Origin of the sequence: Starkeya sp. ORNL1, assembly GCF_012971745.1 — a bacterium.
Taxonomy (GTDB): Bacteria; Pseudomonadota; Alphaproteobacteria; order Rhizobiales; family Xanthobacteraceae; genus Ancylobacter.
In genome coordinates this window covers 2,905,867-2,927,227 of the sequence record NZ_CP048834.1, presented here as the reverse complement: position 1 = coordinate 2,927,227, position 21,361 = coordinate 2,905,867, and the positions used below count along the sequence as shown (strand labels likewise).

The window sequence follows — 21,361 nt, the reverse complement described above, 5'->3', positions numbered from 1 at the left end:
GATCTAAAATGCGCGGAATGGCGCCTGATGGCAAGGCGGTCTTCTCATTTGGGTGCGGAGGCGGAAATGGCGAGGCCGAGGGAATTCGACGAGGACGCCGTGCTTGATGCGGCGGTTCAGTGCTTCTGGTCGCGCGGATACGAGGCGACCTCGGTTCGTGACCTCGCGACGTCGATGGGCATTACCGGGGCCAGTCTCTATAATGCGTTTGGCGACAAGCGCTCGCTCCATCGGTTGGCCTTCGATCGCTACGTCGATCGCAGCATCGCCGACCGTATCCGCCGCTGCGAAACTTTGGCCCCGCGCGCCGCGATCGATGCCTTTTTCGGGGAGATTCTGGCGCGATCCCTAGGCGATCCGGAATGCAAGGGGTGCATGATGGTGAATACCGCCCTCGACGTGACCCCGGACGATCCGGAATTGCGAGCGGCGGTGGCCGGCGTGCTTGTTCGCATCGAGATGTTCTTTCTCGACCGCGTTCGCGCTGGCCAGTCCGACGGCAGCATTGCCGATGCGCTTTCGGCAAATGACCTGGCGCGCCACCTGCTCGGGGCGCTCATGGGGGTGCGTGTCCTGGCGCGGGTGCGCCCGGAGCGGGACTTGCTCCAAGGCATCGTCCGATCGGCGACGGCGCTTCTCGATGGTGCGTCGCCACGATCTGGATCGTCCGCGTAAGCGAGCGTAACGGCATCCCGGGCCTGGCCGTCGAGCGACGCTGCGTCGCCCCTCGACGGTAGGCGACAGAAGGCCGAACCCGTGAGGGAATGCAGCGTGGACAACGCGTCGCGTGAAGAGCAATGGGCGATGTGGATGCGGGCTGCGACCTCTGGCGACTCCTGCGCTTACCGCCTGTTCCTGAAGTCCATACTCCCGCATGTCCGCGCGATGGCGCTTCGACGGTGCGAGAGCTGCAATGCATCGCTGAGTGATGCCGAAGACGTCGTGCAGGAGGCGCTTCTCACCATTCATCTGAAACGCGGCACCTGGGATCCATCCCGTCCGATCCGGCCCTGGATTTCTGCAATCATCCGCAACAAGCTGATCGATACGCTTCGCCGGCGCGGCAGGCACACCTGCGTGCCGATCGACGACGTCATTGATGTTCTTGAATCCGAAGGTCCGTCGAGCGATCTCCAGCATCGCGATATAGCTCGCCTGCTGGCGAAGCTGAAGGAACAGCAACGCATCATTGTGCAGTCCGTATCGGTGGAAGGATATAGCGCGCGCGAGACCGCCGACCGGCTCAATATGACGGAGGCGGGGGTGCGCGTCGCCCTGCATCGGGCGTTGAAGGCGCTGGCAGCCCTGCAGCACGGCCGCGAAGCCTGATAACGGGCGACGTCATCCAAGGACGGCGCCGCCTCGACCATCATCGGTCAACGGGTCTTCGTAGAAGTCCCGCGCGCCAGTCACCACCGGGCCACACCATGCCGGTCGTGTTACTCCATTGTTGCGGCCGCGAGTATCGGGCCGCCATTGCGCCCCTGTACCAGGATTGCGGTCTTGAACCCGTCGCGCCCCGAAGGAAAGGCATAGGTCGCCGCGCGGCCGTTCCAACTGCCGAGCCGGGCCAGTTCATGTACGACGTGGCCGTGCGGCAGCGTGCGCCCGGTATTCTCACCGCGCCTGACCGGCACCTCGACGATGCCCGGATCGTACTGCACCAGCCAGACGTCTGCCTCTTCGGGGCCGGCGGTTCCGGCGCCGATCACGATCCGGCCCGCGCCGAGCGAGATCGAGGGGCCATCTTGCCGGTGGTTGCGGGCAACGAGGGTCTCGATCTCGGCAAGGTCATAGCCGATGGTGCTCTCCCGACCGTTCACCACCATTTGCGGCGTGAACGGGCCGCTTTGACCGAGCCGCGGCTCGTAGGTCACCTGGCGCTGGGTGAATTGCGGCTTGCCGAACACATCCTTCCAGCCGAGATAATCCCAATAGGTGACGCTGAAGCTAAGTGCGAGCACATCGGGCCGCCGGCTCAATGCAATCAGGTTGGCATTGGCCGGCGGGCAGGACGAGCAGCCCTGGCTGGTGAAGAGTTCGACCACGACCGGTTGGCGTCTGGCATTGGGCGCGCCCTGTGCCTGGGCGGACAGGGCCGAGGCCAACAATATGCCGGCCGACAGGATGGCAATTGGCTGCACTGGATAGCTCCCGATGTTCGGATTGGCGGTCCCAATGGCTCGCTATGATCCTTCTTCGGTGCTGGCGGCAGCTTCGTTACGGGCTCACGCGTTCGTGTCGCTGCGGCAGTCGGAACGGCCTCTTTCACGAGGCCGTGATCCGGGTAACGAAAGCCTGCCGGCGCACGTACCGGTTTCAGCGAGAGCCTCGGCAGCGACTTCGAAGAGCCTCGCCGACCGTCGATGCGGAGGCCGTCATGTTGACCCGGAATCCCTACGAGCCGCTGCGCAGCGAGACCTTGCCGGCACGGCTCGGAAACTTGCCCGAAATGACCGGGCGTCTGGGGTCGGCCGAAGGCTGGCGGGTGCGCGAGGTGGGCGACGGCAATCTCAATCTCGTATTCATCGTCGAAAGCACGATCGGTTCGGTGGTCGTCAAGCAGGCGCTGCCTTATGCGCGCGTCGTCGGCGAGAGCTGGCCGATGTCGCTCGATCGCGCCTTCTTCGAATATCACGCGCTGACCCGTCTCGGCGCGCGCGACCCCGGCCGGCTGCCCGCGCTCCATCTGTTCGATGAAGGCCAGGCGCTGCAGATCATGGAGCACCTATCGCCGCACATAATCCTGCGCCGCGGCCTGATCGCCGGCACATTCTACCCCGCGCTCGGCGAGCATCTCGGACGCTATCTCGCGCGCACCTTGTTCCGCGGTTCGGACCTGTCGATGGATACCGCGCGGCGCAAGGCCGATGTCGCCTTGTTTGCCGGCAATGTGGAGCTGTGCGGGATCACCGAGGACCTCTTCTTCACCGACCCCTTCTGGGATTGTCCGCGCAACCGGCACACCCCGGCTCTTGCCGCGCAGGTCACGGTGGTCCGTGCCGATCGCGACCTGAAGCTCGCGGCGCTGGAGATGAAGGCGCGGTTCTGCATGTGCGCGCAGACCCTGTTGCACGGTGACATGCACACCGGCTCAGTGATGGTGTCGGACACCGACACGCGTGTCATCGACGCCGAGTTCGCTGCCTATGGCCCGATGGGCTTCGACGTCGGCTCGCTCCTCGGCAATCTCTGGATGGCGTATTTCGCGCAGGCCGGCCATCGTGCGGACGATGCCGGCGGCGATGCCTATCGCAGCTGGATACTGCAGCTCGCCGAGACGGTCTGGGAGGTCTTCGTCGCCGAGTTCTCCCTGCTGTGGCGCACCGAACGCGGCGGCATTCTGGGCGGGCGCGAGCTGTTCGAGAACCAGGCTGACCCGCTCGGTGCCGAACTGATGCTCCATGGGCTGCTCGCGGACATCTGGTCCGATGCGCTCGGTTTCGCCGGCATCGAGATGCACCGCCGCATTCTCGGTCTCGCCCACATCCCGGAATTCGAGACCATCGCCGAGGAGGAGCGGCGCGCTGCATGCGAGCGCCGGGCACTTGCTGCGGGGCGCGAACTCGCGGTGCACCGCCGCGCCTTTCTGACCATTGCGCAGGTGAGCGACCTCGTCGCCGGCATTGAGGCTCGGGCACGATGACGCGCCCCGCAAGCCTGGCGCGCAGCACACAATCGGTTGGCGCGTCGCCCCGTCAGCGCCGGGAGATCGCGATCCGGATAGTCTCGTCGGGCGCTATCGGCGTGCCCTCGCTGTCCTTCCATGTGGCGAGCGCGGGGAAGTCCTCGCGCGGAATGTCCAGCACATCGAGCTGGCGGGCCAGGATCGCGACGGTCTCGATCGGAACGCCGACCGGGCGCCCGCCGCAGCCGAACCAGCCGCCGAACGGCATGACCAGCACGATCTTGCCGTCCGGGGTCCGCACCACCTCCTTCACACGGCCAAGCGTGCGGTCGTCAAAGTCGAGCATGGGCAGCCCGAGCAGGTCGCCGACGCGGACCTTCTGCGGAAAGCGCCGGTTCATCCGCTCTTCCGGCGTCAGGCTGTCCTGTTTGGGCGCGGGCTGCGTGTGCGCCCCGCCGCTCTCGGCGCGCATGGGCTGCGGGTCGTCCGCGAGTGCAGGGGCGTGGGTCGCTCCCATCAGGGCGACACCCAGAATGAACACGACAGCGGTGGGACGCATGGGAATGTCCTCGGCCTGGTGGCAAGTTTCATACGTATGATGGATAGCATATGCAGCCATGCATGATAGTTCAATAGCAACTGAAACGATTAAATCGTCATAGGAAGATGATTCTATGAGCGTAGCAAACGCAGATTTGGTTACACATGCTGCCGCTCCACGTATGCATCCGCTTATCTTAAGGCTGATGCACTGGACGAATGCGGGTGCAATGATCATTATGATCATGAGTGGATGGAAGATATACAATGACGAGGTGATTTTCGGTTTCCTGCATTTCCCCGAGGAGATCGTGCTCGGCATATGGGCGCAGCACGCGCTGCAGTGGCACTTCCTCGGCATGTGGATCCTGGTGCTGAACGGCCTCGCCTATCTGACCTTTGGCGTGGTTTCCGGCCGCTTCCGGCGCCTGCTGCTGCCCATCTCTCCGCGCGAGGTGATACGCGAGGCGATCGCGGCGCTGACGTTCCGGCTGAAGCACGCCGACCTGACGCATTACAACGCCGTGCAGAAGACGCTGTACGTCGGCGTCATCCTGGTGGTGATACTTCAGGTCATCTCCGGCCTCGCCATCTGGAAGCCAGTGCAGTTCTCGTACCTCACCGCGCTGTTCTATAATTTCCAGGGGGCACGCCTCGCGCATTTCATCGGCATGACGGCGATCGTGCTGTTCCTGCTGGTGCATGTGACGCTCGCGCTGCTCGTGCCCCGAACCATTCTCGCCATGCTGACCGGCGGGCCGCGGGTCGAGACCGATCATGCGGAGACGGCCGCGCCCATCCCCCCGACCTCGAACCTGTGAAGGGTGCAGCCATGTCGCTTCGCCGGCGTCCAATGTCGCTTTTCCGGCCGCAGCACGCGCCGGACCAAAGTGTCCTCACCGAGAACCGCGGATTGATCGAGAAAATCGACCGTCGCAAGCTGCTGCGCGGTACCGTCAGCCTCGGCGCGCTGACCATGCTCACCGGGTGCGATATCTCCGATCGCCAATCGGTGCAGAGCGTGCTGCGGACGGTGTCCGGCTTCAACGACCGGGTGCAGGCGGCACTGTTCGATCCCAACCGGCTGGCGCCGACCTATTCGCTTGCGCAGGTGGTCAAGCCGCCGCGCTTCAATGCCTATTACGAGATCGAGAACGTCAAGCCGATCGACATCAGCGGCTGGAAGCTCGAACTCTCCGGCCTCATCGCCGACAAACGACCCTGGAGCCTCGAACAGATCTATGCCTTCCCGGAGCAGGAAGAGATCATCAAGCACATCTGCGTCGAAGGTTGGGACTATATCGGCCAGTGGTCCGGCCCCAATCTCAAGCAGTTCCTGACCGCGATCGGTGCCGACCTCACCGCGAAATATGTCTACTTCCACGGCAATGACGACTACACCGAAAGCATCGACATGGCGTCGGCGCTGCATCCGCAAACCATCCTCGCCACGAAGTATGCCGGCGAGCCCATCGCCGATCCCTACGGTTTCCCGCTCCGGCTGCGCACCGCGGTGAAGCTCGGCTACAAGAACGCCAAATGGATCCGGGCGATCGAGGTGAGCAACACCTACGAGGACGGCTTCTGGGAGAAACAGGGCTTCAACTGGTTCGCCGGCATGTGAACCTGGTGCGGGGGCGCCGTGCCCGCGCTCGCCGGAACAGACTACATTCACGAATCTGAGTAGAGAGGGCGTGGTCATGTCTCGGCCGGGCCACCCTGCCGCTGCCGGAATGCCATGGCTTCCCTTTACTCCGCCTTCGCGTGCGCCATAGCCGGGCTCGTCCTGTGGACGAGCGTCGGATGGGTGTTCGCCCGCCGCCTGCCGCTCGGCCGAGCCCTCGCGTTGCCGCTCGCCCCGGCGCTGGGCTGGGCGATCCAGAACGTGGTCGCGCTCGCCTTGTCGCGTGCGGTCGGGTTCTCGTTCGCTGCCATCCTCGGCGCGGCGGCGCTGGCCTGCGGCGCTGCGCTGCTGGTGGCGGCGGCACGCGAAGATGAGCCTGACGGGCGAGCGAGCATCCCGATCTGGATGTATGCGCTCGCCGCGCTCGTGGCTCTCGGTCCCGCCTTGGCCGTGTTGCCCAAGTTCACCACGGACGGCGTCATCCTGGCCCCGGCGATCTTCGATCATTCCAAGGTCGCGCTGATCGACCAGATGGTGCGCGAGGGCGTGCCGCTCGCCAATCCGGTGTTCGGTGGCGACGGCGCGCCGGCGGGCGTCGCCTATTACTATCTCTGGCACTTCGGCGCCGCGCAGCTCGCCCGCCTTACCGGCGCCACCGGCTGGGAGGCCGATATTGCGGCGACCTGGTTCACCGCCTTCTCCTCGCTCTGCCTGATGAGCGGCCTCGCCTTCGGTTTCCATCGCCGCGCCATCGCGCCGCTGTTCGCGCTGGTCGCGTGTGCGACGGGATCGCTCCGCCCGGTGCTGGAGGCCCTGTTCGGGCAGGAGGCGCTCGACCGGGTGCTACGGCCCGCGACCGGCTTTGCCGGCTGGCTGTTCCAGTCGAGCTGGAGCCCCCATCATGTGACCGCCGCCGGCTGCGTGGTGATCGCCACTCTGCTGATGGTGCATCTGGCGCTGCGGCCTTCAGCGTTGGTGACCGCCGTGCTCGCCCTGGTGGCGGCCGCGGGTTTCCAAAGTTCGATATGGGTCGGTGGCGTCGCTTTCGCGCTGGCCGGCGTCGGTGTCGTGCTGGTGCTGCTGTGCTCGGGAGTGCCCGGGGGACGCTATCGCTTCCTTGCCGCCGTGGTCGTTGCGGCGCTCATCGCCGCCGGGATCGCGATGCCGTTGCTGATCGAGCAGTACCACGCTGCCCTGGCGCGTGGCGGCGGCAGCCCGGTGGTGATCGAGCCCTACCATGTACTGGGCCCGGCTTTCTCCGGGATAACGGGTCGCATCCTCGACCTGCCGGCCTATTGGCTCGTGCTGCTCCTGGTTGAGTTCCCCGTGGCGTTCGTCGCGGGGCCGGTCATGCTGTGGCCCTTGGCGCTGCGGCGGATTCCGCAAGAAGCCGATGATATCGTCGCCCGAACCTTGCTCGTGCGCGCGCTCGCCGTGCTGGCGCTGGTGAGCGTCTGCAGCAGCTGGCTGTTGGTCAGCACCGTGGGCGACAATAATGATCTCGGCTGGCGGGCGATCCTTCCCGGCCTCATCGTCCTCACGGCGGCGGGTGCAGCCGGCGCGGCGAACTCGCTCGAGCGCCGGGCATGGTCGGCCTTCGCGCTGGTGCTGGCCGCGACGATCGCCGCGCTGCCGGCCGGGCTGGTCATCCTGTCCGGCAATCTGGCGGGCAAGCCCTCGCCGTCGGCCGCCGCGTTCGCGCAGGCGCCGGCGATGTGGCGGGCGGTCCGGCAGCATGCGCGCCCGGATGCGCGGGTCGCCAGCAATCCGCTTCTGTTCGGCGATATGACGCCGTGGCCGGTAAATATATCATGGGCGCTGCTCGCCGATCGCCGCTCCTGCTTCGCCGGGAACGAGCTGGCGATCGCCTTCGCGCCGCTGTCGGCGGAACGGCGGGCGGAGATTTCGGACCGCTTCGCGCGCGTCTTCGACGGCCAGGCGAGCGACACCGACCTGCGCGCGCTCGTCGGGGAATACCATTGCGACGTCGTGTTGCTGACAGTGCGGGACGGGGCATGGCAGCGCGACCCGTTCGCCGCCAGTCCGCTCTTCCGACTCGCCGAAGCGCGCCCCGGCGAGTGGCGCATCTATGTGGCAACGGCGCCCGCCGCGCCGCCGGCCTCGCCATAGCAGAGTTGGAACCCAGGATAGCCCGATGCACGATCCCAGCCGCCACGTCGCCAGCATGGAAGGTCTCGAAATCCTCTTCGTCATGGCGACGACGCACGAATACGGCCCGCATCTGCAGGCGCGCATCGATCCGCTGATCTGCGGGGTCGGCCCGGTGGAGGCGGCGATCGCGACCACGACCGCGCTGGCCACTCTCGCCCACCGTAAGCGCTTGCCGGACCTCGTCTTCACGCTCGGCTCGGCCGGCTCGCGCCGCCTCGACCATGCCGGCATCTACCAAGTGGCGAGCGTCAGCTATCGCGACATGGACGCATCCGTGCTCGGCTTCGAGAAGGGCGTCACCCCGTTCCTCGACGAGCCGGCGATCATCGCCATACCGCACCGGATCGAGGGCATTCCCGCGGCCTCGCTGGCGACTGGCGCCTCCATCGTGTCCGGCGACGCCTATGCGGGCATCGCCGCCGACATGGTCGACATGGAGAGCTTCGCGGTGCTGCGCGCGGCGCGGCGCTTCGATGTGCCGACCATCGGCTTTCGCGGCATAAGCGATGGGCGGTCCGAACTCACGCGCATCGACGACTGGACGGAATATCTGCACATCATCGATGAGAGGCTGGCGGCGGCCATCGAGCTGTTCGGGGGCCGGCTGCGCGATGGGTCGCTGATCATTCGATCCCACGACCAATAGGAGTGCCGCCGACGGCGGCCGCGGTCAACTGCGGGCGAGCACCAGCACCCCGAACGCGATCAGCGCCGTGCCCGCCACCCGCGCGGGCGTCAGCGGCTCGCCGAACAATTGCCACCCGGCCAGCATGACCAGGACGAAGCCCAGCCCGAGGAACGGATAGGCGAAGGACACCTCGGCCATGCCCAGCACGCGGATCCAGACGAGGACGCTGAGGCCATAGCAGGCCAATCCGCCGAGGATGCCGGGTCGGAACAACGTGTCGATCATCGCTGCGATCGAGCGACCGTCAGCAAGCAGTGGAGCGGACCTCGCGCCCCAGCGCAGCAGGATCTGGGCGAAGGCGTTCAGCGCGACGCTAAGGAGGATCAGGCCGATGAGGCCGGCGCGGATCATCGCGTCGCCATGGCGGCCCGCAGCGGGGACGGCGCGGCACCCTCTTCGCCGAGATGGGCGAGTTCCGCCATGCCCTCGTTGAAATCGACCACCGGCTGCCAGCCGAGTTCGGTGCGCAGCCGCGAGGAGTCCGCCGTGATGTGCCGCACATCCCCTAGCCGGTATTGCCCGGTCACTACCGGCGCCGGGCCGTCGAGGGCGCGCGCGAGCGCCTCGGCCATCTCACCGACCGTTCGCGGCGTGCCCGAGCCCACATTGAAAGCCGTGACCCCGCTGGTCTGCCGTTCGCATGCCGCGACCGTCGCGGCCGCGACGTCGCGGACATGGACGAAGTCGCGCCGCTGCCGGCCGTCCTCGAACACCTTGGGCGCCTGGCCGTTGCGCAGCGCCGAGGTGAAGATGGCGGCGACGCCGGCATAGGGCGTGTCGCGTGGCATGCCGGGGCCGTAGACATTGTGGTAGCGCATCATCGCCACCGCGCCGCCGGTTACCCGTGCCCAGTTCGACGCATAGAATTCCTGCGCGACCTTGCTGGTGGCGTAGGCGTTGCGCGGATCGAATGGGGTGTCTTCAACGACCAGCGTCGTACCGAGCGGCCTGCCGCAATGCGGGCAGGGCGGCTCGAAATTGCCGGTGGCGAGCGAGGCCTCCAGCCGCGGCGCTGGCCGCACCGAGCCGTGTTCCGGGCATAGGCCGAAGCCCTCGCCATAGACCACCATCGAGCTTGCCAGTGTCAGCCGCGAGACACCCGTACGCGCCATGGCCGCGAGCAGTACCGCAGTGCCCGCGTCGTTCGAGGACGCATAGTCCGGCATATCCCCGATATCGACGCCGAGCCCCACCTTGGCGGCGAGATGGACGACCGCATCGATGCCGGCGAGAGCGGTACCGAGCACCTGTGCGTCGCGCACGTCGCCGGTCAGGAATGCGGCGCCGCGCGGAGGGCTCCAAGCCTGGCCATCGCGATGCACGTCGTTCCGCAACGAATCCATCACCCGCACGTCGTGGCCGCGTCGCATCAGTTCGGCGAGGACGTGCCTGCCGATGAACCCGGCTCCTCCGGTGAGCAGCACCCGCATCCGTACCTCCCATACTGTCGTCGTCCTGCGCGACGGACGAACTTACTGTCCCCGAACCGGCTGGCCTGCGCGCGACGCCCCAGTGGAGCGCAGTGATTTTGCGAGGCGCAGGAACGTGCTGGTTATCTTCCAGGCCGCCCGGCATCCGGCGACAAGATTGCCAGAGACCTTCGACACCCCGCCCCGCCGGCAGCGGTGATCGACCGGAATCTCGAGGCAGCGCAGGCCGCTCGCCGCCGCCCGCATCTGCATTTCAAGGTTCCAGCCATAGGTCTCCTCGCTCATGCCGAGCGTCGCGAGGCGTTCCGTGCGGATCGCCCGCAGCGGCGACATGTCGGTGAAGTGGACGCCGTAGGTGAGCCGAAGCAACTGGCCCGCCAGCCATCCCGCCGCGACCTGCTGGACGGTGAGGCTGCCCGTCTCTCGATGTCCGCGCAGCCGCGATCCCATGACGAAGTCGGCCTGCCCAGCTGCGATAGGCCCGACGATTCCCGCAATGAAGGCGGGAACGTCGCTACCGTCGCCGTCGAGGAAGCACACGATGTCGGTACCCGGCGCCACCGCGGCCACCCCGGCAGCACAAGCCCGGCCATAGCCGCGCACCGGCTGCGACACGACGCGGGCGCCGGCCGCCGCTGCACGCGCGGCGGTGCGGTCGGTGGAGCCATTGTCGACGACGATGAGGTCGCCGACGCCTTGGGCCAGCACCTCCCGCACCACCCCGGCGATCGGTTCCTCCTCGTCGAGGCACGGAATGATGACGGCGACGGTCGCGAGCGGGGATGGAGCGGTACTCATGGGAGGGCTGCCATGTCGCGGCGGCGGCGAACGAATTCCCGTGTGTTCGGAGCGTCTTCGCTTTGTGCGCCCGGCGCCATGAAGGACGGGGGTGCACCCTCTAGCTCGCGTTCGAGCATGGCGTAGGAGCTCGCATCGTCCACGTCGTACCAGGGGTCGAGGACGATGACCGGCAACTCGATCTCGCGCGCCCGTTCGAGAGTGAGGCGGAACACCGTGTCGGTGCTCCACGGGATCTGCGCGAAGAGGTGAGGGTGCGGCCGGGACAGGCCGATCAGTGTGTAGCCGCCGTCGAGCGCCGGGCTGATCACCGCCCTGTCGCCGTTCTTCAGCGCTTCCACCGCCGCGCGCAATATGCTGCGCGGCAAGGTCGGGCTGTCGGAATTGATCAGAATCGCACCGGCGTGTCCGGCCGCCAGCAGGTCGGCTATTCCGCGGTCGAGGCGTTGCCCCAGGTCCCCTTCGCCCTGCGGGACGAGGCCGAAGCTCTCGGGAAGCAGGGGGCGCAGCGAGTCCTCGGTGCCGAGCGGCGTATAGACCGCGTAGCCGTCGACGTCGCCGTCGGCCTCCAGGCTTGCGATCGTGGCCGACAGGTCCCTGATGAAGCAGGAGGAGATCTGCGCGCACTCCTCGGGACGCAAGGGCGGCGAGAGCCGGGTCTTGGATTGGCCCGGGCTCGGCGTCTTGCAGATGATCGCGACGGCTATGGTGTCCATGAGTAAGCGCCTGGGCAGCGTGGCTAGGTCAGAACGTTCAGCGCGTGCGAAAGGTCGCGATAGAGGTCGTCCGGATCCTCCAGCCCCACCGACAGCCGCAGCAGGTCGTCGGGGCAGGGGGAACCGTCGCCCTCGATCGAGGATCGATGCTCGATCAGGCTCTCTATGCCGCCGAACGACGTCGCCCGCCGCCAGAGATGGACATTGGCGGCCACCGCCACGGCATTGGCCGCGCCGCCTTTGACCCTTACCGACAGCATGCCGCCGAAGCCGCCCGACATCTGCCGGGCGGCGACCTGGCGGCCGGGATGGTCAGGAAGACCGGGATATAGCACGGAGGAGAGGGCGGGGTGGCCCACAAGCCGGGTGGCAAGCGCGCGTGCGCTGCGGCTCTGCTCCTTGACCCGCAAATCGAGCGTGCGCAGCCCGCGGGTCAGTAGCCAGGCGTCAAATGGCCCGAGCACCGCGCCATGCTGGTTGCGCACGCTGCGGATCCGTTCCCAGAGCTCGGTGCGGTGCGCCGTCGCCAGCGCGCCGGCGACTACGTCGGAGTGGCCGTTCAGATATTTGGTCGCGGAGTGCATGACGATATCGGCGCCGAGATCGAGCGGCTGCGTCAGCACGGGGGTGGCGGCGGTCGAATCCGCACAGACCAGTGCGCCCGCGCGGTGGGCGCATTCGGCGACGGCGGCAATGTCGGTGATCGTCCAAAGCGGATTGCTGGGCGTCTCGATCCAGACCAGGCCGGTCTTTCCGGGAATGATCGCGGCTCGCACCTCGTCGAGATTCGACATGTCGACGAACGTTACGTCATGGCCGTAGCGGCGAACGTCCTGGAGCCACCTGCGCAAGCCCCAATACATGACGTTCGGGCAGACGATGTGCGTCGGCGGCAAGGCCAGGAAGACCATCGTCGCGGCGGCCATGCCGGAGGTGAAGAGCAGCGCCTCGCGGGCGAACTCCATGTCCGCGATCTGCGCCTCCGCCTGCTGAACCGAGGCATTGTCCTGTCGGCCATAGACATAGCCCGAGCTATAGCCGTTGTCGGCGTCGCGCAGGTAGGTCGTTGCCACATCGATCGGGGGCGTGAGAGCCGTCGTGGTCGGGCGTCCCGCACCCAAAGCCCGTGCAGCGATCGTCTGTGGCTTCAGGATAGTTCTCGGCCGGTCGTCCATATGGATCCAACACTTGCGGAACGAACTGTTTTGCCGCGGGACGGCGAGCAAAGAGAAACACCTCGTCCGCTTGGCAGTCGGGTACACGTCAACGCGCGCGACCATAGGAGCTGATGCTCTTGCCTTGGTCCGGAACGAGCGAAGGCCAACGTGCGGAAATCATCCAGCCTCCCGTACTTGGGCGGCTCACCTTGAGTTAGCGACGCATATCGTTCTCCCGATCCGCTGCACCCGTAAGGAGGGATCGGTGGGGATACGTTTCGGTCGCCGGTTTCGTTACAGCGTGCGTAGGAGATTTTTTACCCGCGAAGCGCGGCGCGCCCGATTGATATGTCAAGCTCATCGAGATTTCCCGAACAGGCTGCTGAGTTCCGTCCGATGGAGGCAGCAGCGGCCGGCCCCTGGAAAGTTTGTGCCTAGACCTCTTTGAGCGAGGCTCCGGACTTCACCAGTGAGGGGCCCGTCGTCAATGTCGATATCTACCCGCGGAGCTGTCACAGAGAATCCCAGTGCTCGCCGCATTTGGGAGAATAGGGCCTCGGGGCGAACGCACGGTGGAGGATCGAGACGTGCGTACCAGTGCATTCCCCGCATTGAGGTGAGCAGGCCCTCGTCACCAATCGGAATGTCAGCTTTCAGGCACCGAGCCGATGTCAGTACCTAGCGCAACACGGACGTATCTATACCATCTCCTACAGTGGGCGGCTCACAGCTAAGTGACAACCACAGCAACGCGGGCGATACCCGTGGCACCGAGGGGGTAGTTCGGAGGTGCGCGCGTCGGCGCGTGCGAGTGCTAGGCCCTTCAGCCGTTCGCCCGTGGTGCGTTTGAGCTACAACCTCGATATCAGTCGATGCCGCCAGTGCGCTCAGTGACACCTGCCACCAGAATCCCCTCGTATGCGGTTTTCAGGCAGCCACGCAAACCGGTAGGGATTTTCGGTCAGGAACCCAAGCCGGCCGAGTGGCGCGGAGGCGCGGGCGGGGCAGCCGCCCGATAACACCTGTTTTTCAGGCAAGTGGTTGCAGGATAAGATTGGAACAGTTTAGCGAACGCAGCATCCTTGATGCCGGGAATCCTGCAAACGACATCAGCCCAGTCACAACAATTGAGCAATCCATCGTCTGGCGTCGCAAATCCCGAACGGCCCGATACTCAGAGCTTCCGAACCAAGCCAAAGCGGCCACTCCCGGGTTACGGGGCAGGCGCTTAACAGCCAGATTAACAGTCCGGATTCGTCGTCGGTCAAGCCTGGCTCGCTTGGGGAAGACCATGACCGACACTTTCCAGGTGACCTGTCACCGCCCCGACAACAACGACCGTCATCGCCGGCTCCAGGGATTGGGCGGGCCTGGCGGTGGTGGGTGGCATCGCGACATCGATACCCTAATCACGGCCCTGCAGACGAGCCAGTATAAGCTTTGGACGGTCGCGCCGTCGGGCGAGTCCGTATGGGTCGAGGTCGCGCGGCGTTCCAACGGTCGCGCGTACCTTAAGACTGAACCTGACAGCGTGGAGTTGAACAATCTGCTGGCGCTGTAGCGCTGCCTCTGACAGGGCCTTGGCGCGGGTTACGACCCGCGCCACCATTCAACGGAGCCGAGCACGGCAGTCTCGCGCGGACGTAACATCTGAGAGCGGCGGCGGCCGGCAACAAGGTGGTGCCGCTCACGCCGGTTAACTTCGCCGACTCGTCACCGCCTGCTCGATAAATCCGATTGCCGCGCCGATGCCGTCTTCTTCGCGAATCTTCGAACCTAGGCTTGCGGCGCGTTCCTGCATGCCTCCTCCGTCCATCTCCGCCAGCGCCGCTGCCAGGCGATCGCTCGTCAGCGTGCGTTGGCTTATCGGACGAGGCCCGACTCCAAGGGAATCAATTCGTCGCCCCCAGAACGGCTGATCGCCAAAAAACGGGCAGATGGTCGTGGGCTTTCCGGCCCGGAGCGCCGCCGCAGTCGTCCCGGCGCCACCATGGTGAACGACAGCCGACATCCTCGGGAAGAGACTTCCATGGGGAGCCTCCGACAAAACAAAGACGTTTGGGGCCGAGATGGACCGTAAGGCACCGGAACCGATCGCCAGAACCCCTCGATTTCCCGTACGGGTGAGCGCGGTGATGACGTCTCCGGTCAATCGATCCGGATCGACCGGAGGCATGCTCCCGAAACCGAAGTAGATAGGAGGCTCCCCGGCGTCGAGAAACGCCACAAGATCCGCAGGCGGCGACCATGCAGGCTCGTCGAGGAACCAGTAGCCGGTGACCGCGACCCTCCCGGGCCAATCCGGCGGAATAGGCACGACGTGTCTGCTGTAAGCGTAGAGCGTTCCCGCGCTCGCCTTGTTCGGCGCGGTCTTTGGAACGCCAAGCGTCTGCTCCCTCCAATCCCTCAACATCCCGCCAAAGAGTAGGCCCGACGCGTGCATCATGAGCGAATGGCTTATCCGATTGAACGGCCCCAGTGAGGTGAATGGAACGATGGGGCTGGGAAAGGCTGAGGTCGGTGTAAAGCCTGGCAACGGCGAGGCGAGAATGTGCGGCTTACTCAATGCCTCCGCTATGTGCGGAGCCGCGATCGACTTCGGATGGTGAATGATAAGATCGGGCCCAAAGAATCGTGCGGACCACCATTCCTCATCCATCAGGCCACGCATCAGGGGCCGGACATATTTCAAGAGCTTGAATCCGGCGCTAAACCCGCTGCCTTTCCCCACTGCAGATCGGCCCTCAGGTGTGTCAAGCAAGGCGAGGACGTCACCTGGCAAGGGGAAGAAGCCGACGCCACGCTTGGTGATGAGCGCCTCATGTTGAGCGGGTGCCGTGACTTGCACATCGTGGCCGCGCGCCTTCAGCCCGAGCGCCAGCGCGATATACGGTTGCACATCGCCGCGGGTCCCGAAGGTGTGGATAGCGATGCGCATCGAGCCTAACGAAAGGCGATGAGACGGCGACCAATCGCTGGCAATGTCATTCAATGCTCCCTCATGCGCCCGACGGCATAGGGCGATGCGATGCTCGCTACGTCAACTGCGGCCAGCAATAGAGCCAAGCGACGCTTCGGCCGCGGCTCTGACGAACGACAATCCCACGGTGCAATTGCATCGTTTTCTCGCGACGCCCGCTTTAGTTGCCAGCGCCAGTTATCCATGCGTCAATCAGGGTGGAGGATGCTTTCATGACAACACTTGTTGGTCTCGCACTCATAGGGTTCGCGTTTGCGCTGGTAATCCTCGGCAGAGCGAAGAAGTCGGGAGTGCAGGTGAAATTTTTGGCGACGGAGTGGCGCCAGGCCACCTACGCACTTGTCATCGTCTTTTCCGGCTTCAGCGGTTTCGTTCTCGTGTGCAATGGCCTTGGGCGCTTGTTCATGTAGGCGCCGCGCCTGGTTTGGCGCGAGGTCAACCACATCGTAGGTGGAATGATCACGCCACATGCTTACGGGCTTCGAACCCATACGACAGCGCGTGATAGAGCGGCTCCGGCGTGATCAGCCGCGACAGGCCGGCAGCGAGCAGGGTCACCGCCATCAGCGGCACCGTCATCCCGGCATCGTCGGTCATCTCCAGCACGATAATGAAAGCGGTGAGTGGCGCTTGCACCACGGCGGCGAAATAGCCAGCCATGCCGAGCAGCGCCACCGCGCCGACATCGACCTCCGGCAAAAGATGGCCGAGATTGCCCCCCAGGCTGGCGCCGATCGAGAGCGAGGGCGAGAACAGCCCGCCCGGTATGCCACTCGCCGAGGACAGCACGGTCGCCGCCAGCTTGGCCGGGACGTACCACCAGGGCTGGTCGGCGCCGCCCTGAAGCAGCAGCTTCGCCTCGGCATAGGCGCTGCCGCCGGCAAAGCCGCCGGTCGCAATGGCAAGCACCGCGACGATCAGGCCGCACACCGCGCCGGTGAGCAAAGGGCGGGCGCGCATCCAGCCCAGCCAGCGCAGCGGCGCCATGGAGAGGAACACCAGAAGCCGCGAGAACACCGCCCCCATCGCCCCACCGATGAGCGCGCACAGGACGACGGCGATCCACAGGCTCCAGCCTTTGGCGGTGCCGTCAACGCTGCCGAAATAGTTATAGTCGCCGACCAGCAACAGCGTGGTGATGCCGGAAATCACCACGGCGGCGACGACGAGACTGGAAAGCCGCCGGTCATAGGATTGCGCCATCTCCTCGATGGCGAACAGTACGCCGGCCAGCGGCGCATTGAACGCGCCGGCAATGCCCGCTGCCGAGCCGGCAAGGATCAGTCCGGGCTGGCGGCCAATACCGGCATAGGAGCCAACCAGGAACATGATGGAGGCGCCGATCTGCACGGTCGGCCCCTCGCGGCCGATCGAGGCGCCGGCAGCAATTGCGAGCGTCGTCATGAGGATCTTGGCAATGGTCACACGCGGTGCGAGCAACTTGGCGGCAAGGGCGCCTCCGTTGTGACGCCGCGCCGCGATGGCCTGCGGTATGCCGCTGCCCTGCGCGCCATCGAACCAGCGCTTGGTCGCATATGCGAACAGCGCGAAGGTGGCCGGCGTGATCAGGAGCAGCGCGTACGCGTTCCAGGCAAACAGGCGGTGGTAATAATCCTGCGCGGCATCAGCGACATAGGCGAAGCCGATCGAGACCAGGCCCACTGCCACCGCGCCCAGCAGGAACACTCTGCGCCTTCGCCATAGCAGCCGCGACGACCAGAGGATACGCGCGCGCCTGAAATCGGCGCGCCAGGGCAGCCGGCTGCCGAGCCTGAATTCCCTGACTTTGCTAAACCTCATGAGATTGGCAGTATCGGCCGGTCGAGCGGCGAGCAAGGCGGCCCGGCGCGTCAAAGCGTATCAGGCTTGGCCCTTCATGCGTTCCAACTCTCTCAGGAGCCGGCTGCGGTCCTCTTCATACGTCAACAGCGATTTTTCCAATGATTGGAGCACACGCCGCGCCGGCTCAGCTCGCGGCCCGTCGCGTTAAAGTTGTTGCGCCAACCGAATCTGCTTCGCCACCTGCACGGAGCATTCAGAAATGTGGCGCTCGACGCGCTCCAACTTAGAGATGACTGCCGCTCGATCCATCTACTTCAACCAAAATATATCAGCCCCAAACCGCTAACGGCTGCCGGGCTGGAGTGTTCAATTTTCACTCAATGTAGTCACGGTCTAAAGAATCCCCGACGCACGCCGCAATATGCAGAGAATCTCGGCCTAATGCCGAGCGTTTACTGGACGGGTGCCCACCCCCGCCGCACACAGGTTTTCCCAGTCGAATCAGGATGATAACCTCCCGGGCACTGGAGAGTTACCTCGCTCGTCGAGAGGATCGCGCCGGACATGTATAGAATGGCGGCGATCAGCCCGAGCGTGGCCACGGCTGAAACAATTAAAAGCCGACGTGAATTCATTCTCTTCCACCCGCGTCGGCCACCGGCGGTCCGCGCAGAGCGAACGGCCACGAATCAACCGCGGCATTGAGAGCCTAATGCCGCCATGACTGTTTCGTCCTAATCGCTTTTCGCCAAGCCTGGGCGTCAGGACCGCTTCCACCAAGGACGCGCGCACCGCCGCTTGCAATCATGCTTGCCCAGCTCCACGCGCACCGAGCCCCGTAGCTTGCCGATTGACCCGGTGCGGTTCGGCGCGTCAGCGGAACCCGCAGAACTTGATAGCGGTCAAGAAGCCGCTTGCACTTTCTCCTAAGAGCACCGGGCCGTGCCAAAATGGAACACCGGTCCAGCGCCGGAGACGCGGGTCTCACGGTCTCATCTCTCCGCTCCCAGGCGGACGCGAGAGAAGATCACCGTTCTGCAAGGTGGTCGCGCTATAGCGGCGTTGGGTGTCCTGCTTCTCCACGCCGCCATATTGATCGAAAGTCATGGCCAAGCACGTCCGCCGGGGTGGACATTTCTCGATTGGGGCGAACTCGGAGTCGATTTTTTCTTCGTTCTAAGCGGCTTCATAATCCTGCATGCGCACGCGAACGATCGCCGAGGGCTGGCGGCCGCCTCGTCATATGCATGGCGGCGAATCACTCGAATTTACGTGCCATACCTGCCGCTGGTCTTGGCAATCATTGCTCTCTACATCTCGTTCCCAAGCCTTGGAGCCGAGAAAAACTGGAGTCTTTTCACCTCCCTCACGTTGATCGCGGCCGAGTGGCCGCCAGCGCCGGCACTTTCGGTCGCCTGGACCCTCATTCATGAAGTAATGTTCTACGCAATCTTCTTGCTCTCATATTGCACGCCGAGATTCCAATGGCTGATAGCTGCTTGGGTAGTCCTGATCGGGATGACCAACTATCTGCCTATCACCATAGCTGAGGTCACCTTGCCGCCAGCGCTGCAAGCGACCCTTAATGTGTTTCTGGCTCCGATAAACATCGAGTTCGTTGCCGGCATGATCGCGGCAGTCACGGTCAGGTCTCTCTCGTTAGTGTGGGCGCGTGTTGTGCTGGTGGTCGGTATAGCCGGACTCGTCGGCTTCTTCGCAGTCGAGGGAATTTCGCGAGTATGGTTTGGAGTAGCCATGGCGATTGTAATCGCGGGTCTAGTCCGCATCGAAATATCTGGGTCTATTGCAGTGTCTCGTTGGCTGCTTCTTCTCGGCAATGCCTCCTACGCGATCTATTTGATCCACGGTCCAGTCATATCGATTACATCTGACATCATTGCTCGCTTTGAGCTTCACTGGCTTGTGAACATGACCGTGTGCACCGCCCTAGGTCTAGGGGGAGGTGTATTGTACCATCTTTTATTTGAAAAGCCGGCTCTGTCGTATGTCAACCGTTGGCGCGCCAAGGGATTTTACATTGATGGGAAATCCGCAACATAGCCGGAAGGTCAACGGGTTTCGCAAGGTCATGTGGGCACATTACGCACGGCTGCGGGGTCTATGGTGGCAGGCATTGGCTGGAGTTGGCGCTGAAGGATATCGGGATGGCCTCAGGGCCTACCGAAAATCAGCAGGCCCTGGGCATAATTGCCCCTCGATCGCACCTCTGCATCAAGCGCGGCCGGCACTTTAGCCGCTTAACTCACGTTCACGACCGGCGGAATGATCCACCAGCCGTCCGAGATGGAGGGCGTGTTCTCGCCCGGCCATAAAGCCGAAGCATCAAGGAGCCGCCAGCAGGCACAGGCGGGTGACATGGCATCGGAAGGCGAGCGACGTAAGCGCGGTCAGCCCTGACGGCATTGAAGTAGGTCGCTGACTTTGAGGAAATGGCCCATCGAAGCGTGGGCACGCTTCGTGTCTTTGCATGACCCACGACTAGGCATCTATTGGCATGCTCCCTAAGGTCAGTAGTGGGGTGCCCAATCGCCGGGGGCATTGCGCGTGCCCATTGGCCCGGGAGCGTGGCCGTCCGGCCAGTAATAGACCGGCTGACCGGGCGGCGGGTCGCTGCTTTGTGGGTCGCTCGCTATGTCATCGGATTACAGCATCCGACTTGCCCGCAGTTTCACCCTCGCGAGTGGCCAACGCTACTCACCCGGCTGCTCGGCCGAGTGATCATTCGCGCGCCAGCACGAGCGTAGACTTGCCACTATGCCGCGTCAGTATCGCGGAGACGTGGTGGGTGGAGGCCGTGAAATAGAGCATGACACCGCCCGGCTCCTCCACGATCGGTTGAGCGAGGCCGTCACCGTCGCCGCTGTAGAAGAAGGAGTGCCCTGCTGATCGACGCGCGCGAGATCATCGCGGCCTTCCAATTTATGATCCGCCGCAAGGCCGAGGCCAATCTCGACCCCTGGATCAAGCGGGCACGCGCCAGCCTTGTCGTGACGTTCGCAAATGGCGTCATCCGGGATATCGCCGCTGTCCGCGCCGCCGTCGCGTCGCACTCGTCGAACGGACAGACCGAAGGTCAGATAACAAAGCTCAAGTTCGTCAAACGCCAGATGTACGGCCGCGGAAAGCTCGACCTGCTCCAGGCCCGCCTCATCGATCCCACCTAAGCCACGCTGCACCAAATCTGCGTCAGAGCCAATATTCTGCGCCATTTGACATCGATGACGATGTCCATGTCCCGGGTCTGCAGGGAATTGCTAGTTCGAAGCTCCAGGAGGCCTGTGCAGTTTGCGTGATTCGGTCGACCGATTCGGCGCGAATCGCGAACTTCGGCGTGTATTGACGAGCTGACCACGTTTTCCCCACCTATTTTCCATGCGTCCCTTTCGCAGTTTGGGATCAACGTCGACACGTTGAAATAACACGACATTAGCTGTGGGTTTTTTTACATTGTGGGCGAGCCACGTAATCTCAATCATCGGAAGAGTAATGGAAGAAAACCCATTTTAAGCTTTAGAAAGCAAATCCCGTGCGAATCATTGTGGACGTTGAAGGGCGCGCGGGTGCGCTTCCGAACGATGAAACGATAGAGGTTCCCGTGTTGGTTTTCCTAACCGTCTTCGAGGCCATCAAGGTGAGCGGGATTGGCCGCACGACGCTTTTTGAGGCGATGCGGACCGGAGCGCTTCCGGCCCGCAAGATTGGCACAAAGAATCTGATTCTGGTTGCTGACCTGGAAGCCTTCATCAAGGCGCTGCCGGTTCGCGTTCCGGCCGCCAACGGGGCGCGTTGACTCTGCGTCCGGACAGCAACAGTTCTGGGCGTACC

20 protein-coding genes and 2 pseudogenes are annotated in these 21,361 nt (G+C 64.3%); 12 read left to right on the top strand and 10 right to left on the bottom strand.

What is annotated here, in order from left to right:
- Positions 1 to 66: 66 nt before the first annotated feature.
- On the top strand, positions 67 to 675 hold the full coding sequence (locus G3545_RS13925; protein ID WP_170013535.1) for a TetR/AcrR family transcriptional regulator: 609 nt from the start codon (positions 67 to 69) through the stop codon (positions 673 to 675).
- 96 nt (positions 676 to 771) lie between these two features.
- Positions 772 to 1,329, top strand: a complete 558-nt coding sequence (locus G3545_RS13920; RefSeq protein WP_170013533.1) for a sigma-70 family RNA polymerase sigma factor — start codon at positions 772 to 774, stop codon at positions 1,327 to 1,329.
- Between the two features lie 110 nt (positions 1,330 to 1,439).
- Here G3545_RS13920 and G3545_RS13915 read toward each other — a convergent pair whose 3' ends face one another.
- Positions 1,440 to 2,108: a DUF1223 domain-containing protein gene (locus G3545_RS13915; protein ID WP_246702891.1), complete on the bottom strand. Its 669-nt coding sequence runs from the start codon at positions 2,106 to 2,108 to the stop codon at positions 1,440 to 1,442.
- Positions 2,109 to 2,380: 272 nt separating this feature from the next.
- Between G3545_RS13915 and mtnK the strand changes: the two genes are divergently transcribed.
- Entirely contained in the window at positions 2,381 to 3,646 is a 1,266-nt protein-coding gene (gene mtnK, locus G3545_RS13910; RefSeq protein ID WP_170013531.1) for an S-methyl-5-thioribose kinase, read from the top strand.
- A 52-nt stretch (positions 3,647 to 3,698) separates the two neighbouring features.
- Here the strand turns inward: mtnK and G3545_RS13905 are convergent, their stop codons facing one another.
- A complete protein-coding gene (locus G3545_RS13905; RefSeq protein ID WP_170013529.1) occupies positions 3,699 to 4,187 on the bottom strand; it encodes a PRC-barrel domain-containing protein in 489 nt (162 codons plus the stop codon).
- A 115-nt stretch (positions 4,188 to 4,302) separates the two neighbouring features.
- On the opposite strand from G3545_RS13905, the gene G3545_RS13900 reads away from it, so the two are divergent.
- The 4 genes from G3545_RS13900 to G3545_RS13885 all read left to right on the top strand — a co-directional run bounded on the left by G3545_RS13900 (position 4,303) and on the right by G3545_RS13885 (position 8,610).
- Entirely contained in the window at positions 4,303 to 4,989 is a 687-nt protein-coding gene (locus tag G3545_RS13900) for a cytochrome b/b6 domain-containing protein (protein WP_170013527.1), read from the top strand.
- 92 nt (positions 4,990 to 5,081) lie between these two features.
- Complete coding sequence (locus tag G3545_RS13895) at positions 5,082 to 5,792, top strand: molybdopterin-dependent oxidoreductase (RefSeq protein WP_246702827.1); 711 nt, start codon at positions 5,082 to 5,084, stop codon at positions 5,790 to 5,792.
- Between the two features lie 114 nt (positions 5,793 to 5,906).
- On the top strand, positions 5,907 to 7,922 hold the full coding sequence (locus G3545_RS13890; RefSeq protein WP_170013525.1) for a hypothetical protein: 2,016 nt from the start codon (positions 5,907 to 5,909) through the stop codon (positions 7,920 to 7,922).
- Positions 7,923 to 7,947: 25 nt separating this feature from the next.
- On the top strand, positions 7,948 to 8,610 hold the full coding sequence (locus G3545_RS13885) for a 5'-methylthioadenosine/S-adenosylhomocysteine nucleosidase (RefSeq protein ID WP_170013523.1): 663 nt from the start codon (positions 7,948 to 7,950) through the stop codon (positions 8,608 to 8,610).
- 24 nt (positions 8,611 to 8,634) lie between these two features.
- On the opposite strand, the gene G3545_RS13880 is transcribed toward G3545_RS13885, so the two are convergent.
- Genes G3545_RS13880 through G3545_RS13860 form a run of 5 tightly spaced genes read right to left on the bottom strand, consistent with a single transcriptional unit; the run spans position 8,635 to position 12,771 of the window.
- A complete protein-coding gene (locus G3545_RS13880) occupies positions 8,635 to 9,003 on the bottom strand; it encodes an SMR family transporter (RefSeq protein ID WP_170013521.1) in 369 nt (122 codons plus the stop codon).
- Positions 9,000 to 10,082, bottom strand: coding sequence for an NAD-dependent epimerase/dehydratase family protein (locus tag G3545_RS13875; RefSeq protein ID WP_170013519.1), 1,083 nt, complete (start codon positions 10,080 to 10,082; stop codon positions 9,000 to 9,002). Before G3545_RS13875 ends, G3545_RS13880 begins: the two co-directional genes overlap by 4 nt.
- Before the next feature lie 42 nt (positions 10,083 to 10,124).
- Positions 10,125 to 10,880 (bottom strand): glycosyltransferase family 2 protein, encoded by a 756-nt coding sequence (locus G3545_RS13870; RefSeq protein ID WP_170013517.1) that lies wholly within the window; start codon positions 10,878 to 10,880, stop codon positions 10,125 to 10,127.
- Positions 10,877 to 11,596 carry a TIGR04282 family arsenosugar biosynthesis glycosyltransferase gene (locus tag G3545_RS13865; protein ID WP_170013515.1) on the bottom strand — a complete coding sequence of 240 codons (720 nt, stop codon included), beginning with the start codon at positions 11,594 to 11,596 and terminating at the stop codon, positions 10,877 to 10,879. The genes G3545_RS13870 and G3545_RS13865 overlap by 4 nt, the downstream gene beginning before the upstream one ends.
- Before the next feature lie 23 nt (positions 11,597 to 11,619).
- Positions 11,620 to 12,771, bottom strand: coding sequence for an aminotransferase class V-fold PLP-dependent enzyme (locus G3545_RS13860; protein WP_170018074.1), 1,152 nt, complete (start codon positions 12,769 to 12,771; stop codon positions 11,620 to 11,622).
- A 1,273-nt stretch (positions 12,772 to 14,044) separates the two neighbouring features.
- Here G3545_RS13860 and G3545_RS13855 point away from each other — a divergent pair.
- Positions 14,045 to 14,314: a DUF3892 domain-containing protein gene (locus tag G3545_RS13855; RefSeq protein WP_170013513.1), complete on the top strand. Its 270-nt coding sequence runs from the start codon at positions 14,045 to 14,047 to the stop codon at positions 14,312 to 14,314.
- 135 nt (positions 14,315 to 14,449) lie between these two features.
- Here G3545_RS13855 and G3545_RS13850 read toward each other — a convergent pair whose 3' ends face one another.
- The gene (locus G3545_RS13850; RefSeq protein WP_170018073.1) at positions 14,450 to 15,691 is read right to left on the bottom strand and encodes a glycosyltransferase; all 1,242 of its coding nucleotides are present in this window, start codon (positions 15,689 to 15,691) and stop codon (positions 14,450 to 14,452) included.
- A 254-nt stretch (positions 15,692 to 15,945) separates the two neighbouring features.
- Between G3545_RS13850 and G3545_RS13845 the strand changes: the two genes are divergently transcribed.
- Positions 15,946 to 16,143 carry a hypothetical protein gene (locus G3545_RS13845; protein ID WP_170013511.1) on the top strand — a complete coding sequence of 66 codons (198 nt, stop codon included), beginning with the start codon at positions 15,946 to 15,948 and terminating at the stop codon, positions 16,141 to 16,143.
- A gap of 49 nt (positions 16,144 to 16,192) precedes the next feature.
- Here the strand turns inward: G3545_RS13845 and G3545_RS13840 are convergent, their stop codons facing one another.
- On the bottom strand, positions 16,193 to 17,419 hold the full coding sequence (locus tag G3545_RS13840) for a chloride channel protein (protein WP_246702826.1): 1,227 nt from the start codon (positions 17,417 to 17,419) through the stop codon (positions 16,193 to 16,195).
- 1,038 nt (positions 17,420 to 18,457) lie between these two features.
- On the opposite strand from G3545_RS13840, the gene G3545_RS13835 reads away from it, so the two are divergent.
- Positions 18,458 to 19,576 (top strand): acyltransferase, encoded by a 1,119-nt coding sequence (locus G3545_RS13835; protein ID WP_281411716.1) that lies wholly within the window; start codon positions 18,458 to 18,460, stop codon positions 19,574 to 19,576.
- A 681-nt stretch (positions 19,577 to 20,257) separates the two neighbouring features.
- Here the strand turns inward: G3545_RS13835 and G3545_RS13830 are convergent.
- A pseudogene (locus tag G3545_RS13830) lies at positions 20,258 to 20,380 on the bottom strand (6-aminohexanoate hydrolase); the annotation flags it as partial.
- Here G3545_RS13830 and G3545_RS13825 point away from each other — a divergent pair.
- Together G3545_RS13825 and G3545_RS13820 are read left to right on the top strand one after the other, a co-directional pair.
- Positions 20,366 to 20,700: pseudogene (locus tag G3545_RS13825) on the top strand (transposase); the annotation flags it as partial. The pseudogenes G3545_RS13830 and G3545_RS13825 overlap by 15 nt on opposite strands.
- Before the next feature lie 362 nt (positions 20,701 to 21,062).
- Positions 21,063 to 21,326, top strand: coding sequence for a helix-turn-helix domain-containing protein (locus G3545_RS13820; protein WP_170013505.1), 264 nt, complete (start codon positions 21,063 to 21,065; stop codon positions 21,324 to 21,326).
- Positions 21,327 to 21,361: the final 35 nt, after the last annotated feature.

What these genes read in the sequence shown, in the direction of transcription:
- G3545_RS13850 (WP_170018073.1), bottom strand. Translation starts at nt 15,691, where the DNA reads ATGCGCATCGCTATCCACACCTTCGGGACCCGCGGCGATGTGCAACCG.
- G3545_RS13855 (WP_170013513.1), top strand. Translation starts at nt 14,045, where the DNA reads ATGACCGACACTTTCCAGGTGACCTGTCACCGCCCCGACAACAACGAC.
- G3545_RS13845 (WP_170013511.1), top strand. Translation starts at nt 15,946, where the DNA reads ATGACAACACTTGTTGGTCTCGCACTCATAGGGTTCGCGTTTGCGCTG.
- G3545_RS13900 (WP_170013527.1), top strand. Translation starts at nt 4,303, where the DNA reads ATGAGCGTAGCAAACGCAGATTTGGTTACACATGCTGCCGCTCCACGT.
- G3545_RS13880 (WP_170013521.1), bottom strand. Translation starts at nt 9,003, where the DNA reads ATGATCCGCGCCGGCCTCATCGGCCTGATCCTCCTTAGCGTCGCGCTG.
- mtnK (WP_170013531.1), top strand. Translation starts at nt 2,381, where the DNA reads ATGTTGACCCGGAATCCCTACGAGCCGCTGCGCAGCGAGACCTTGCCG.
- G3545_RS13885 (WP_170013523.1), top strand. Translation starts at nt 7,948, where the DNA reads ATGCACGATCCCAGCCGCCACGTCGCCAGCATGGAAGGTCTCGAAATC.
- G3545_RS13875 (WP_170013519.1), bottom strand. Translation starts at nt 10,082, where the DNA reads ATGCGGGTGCTGCTCACCGGAGGAGCCGGGTTCATCGGCAGGCACGTC.
- G3545_RS13925 (WP_170013535.1), top strand. Translation starts at nt 67, where the DNA reads ATGGCGAGGCCGAGGGAATTCGACGAGGACGCCGTGCTTGATGCGGCG.
- G3545_RS13860 (WP_170018074.1), bottom strand. Translation starts at nt 12,771, where the DNA reads ATGGACGACCGGCCGAGAACTATCCTGAAGCCACAGACGATCGCTGCA.
- G3545_RS13905 (WP_170013529.1), bottom strand. Translation starts at nt 4,187, where the DNA reads ATGCGTCCCACCGCTGTCGTGTTCATTCTGGGTGTCGCCCTGATGGGA.
- G3545_RS13865 (WP_170013515.1), bottom strand. Translation starts at nt 11,596, where the DNA reads ATGGACACCATAGCCGTCGCGATCATCTGCAAGACGCCGAGCCCGGGC.
- G3545_RS13890 (WP_170013525.1), top strand. Translation starts at nt 5,907, where the DNA reads ATGGCTTCCCTTTACTCCGCCTTCGCGTGCGCCATAGCCGGGCTCGTC.
- G3545_RS13870 (WP_170013517.1), bottom strand. Translation starts at nt 10,880, where the DNA reads ATGAGTACCGCTCCATCCCCGCTCGCGACCGTCGCCGTCATCATTCCG.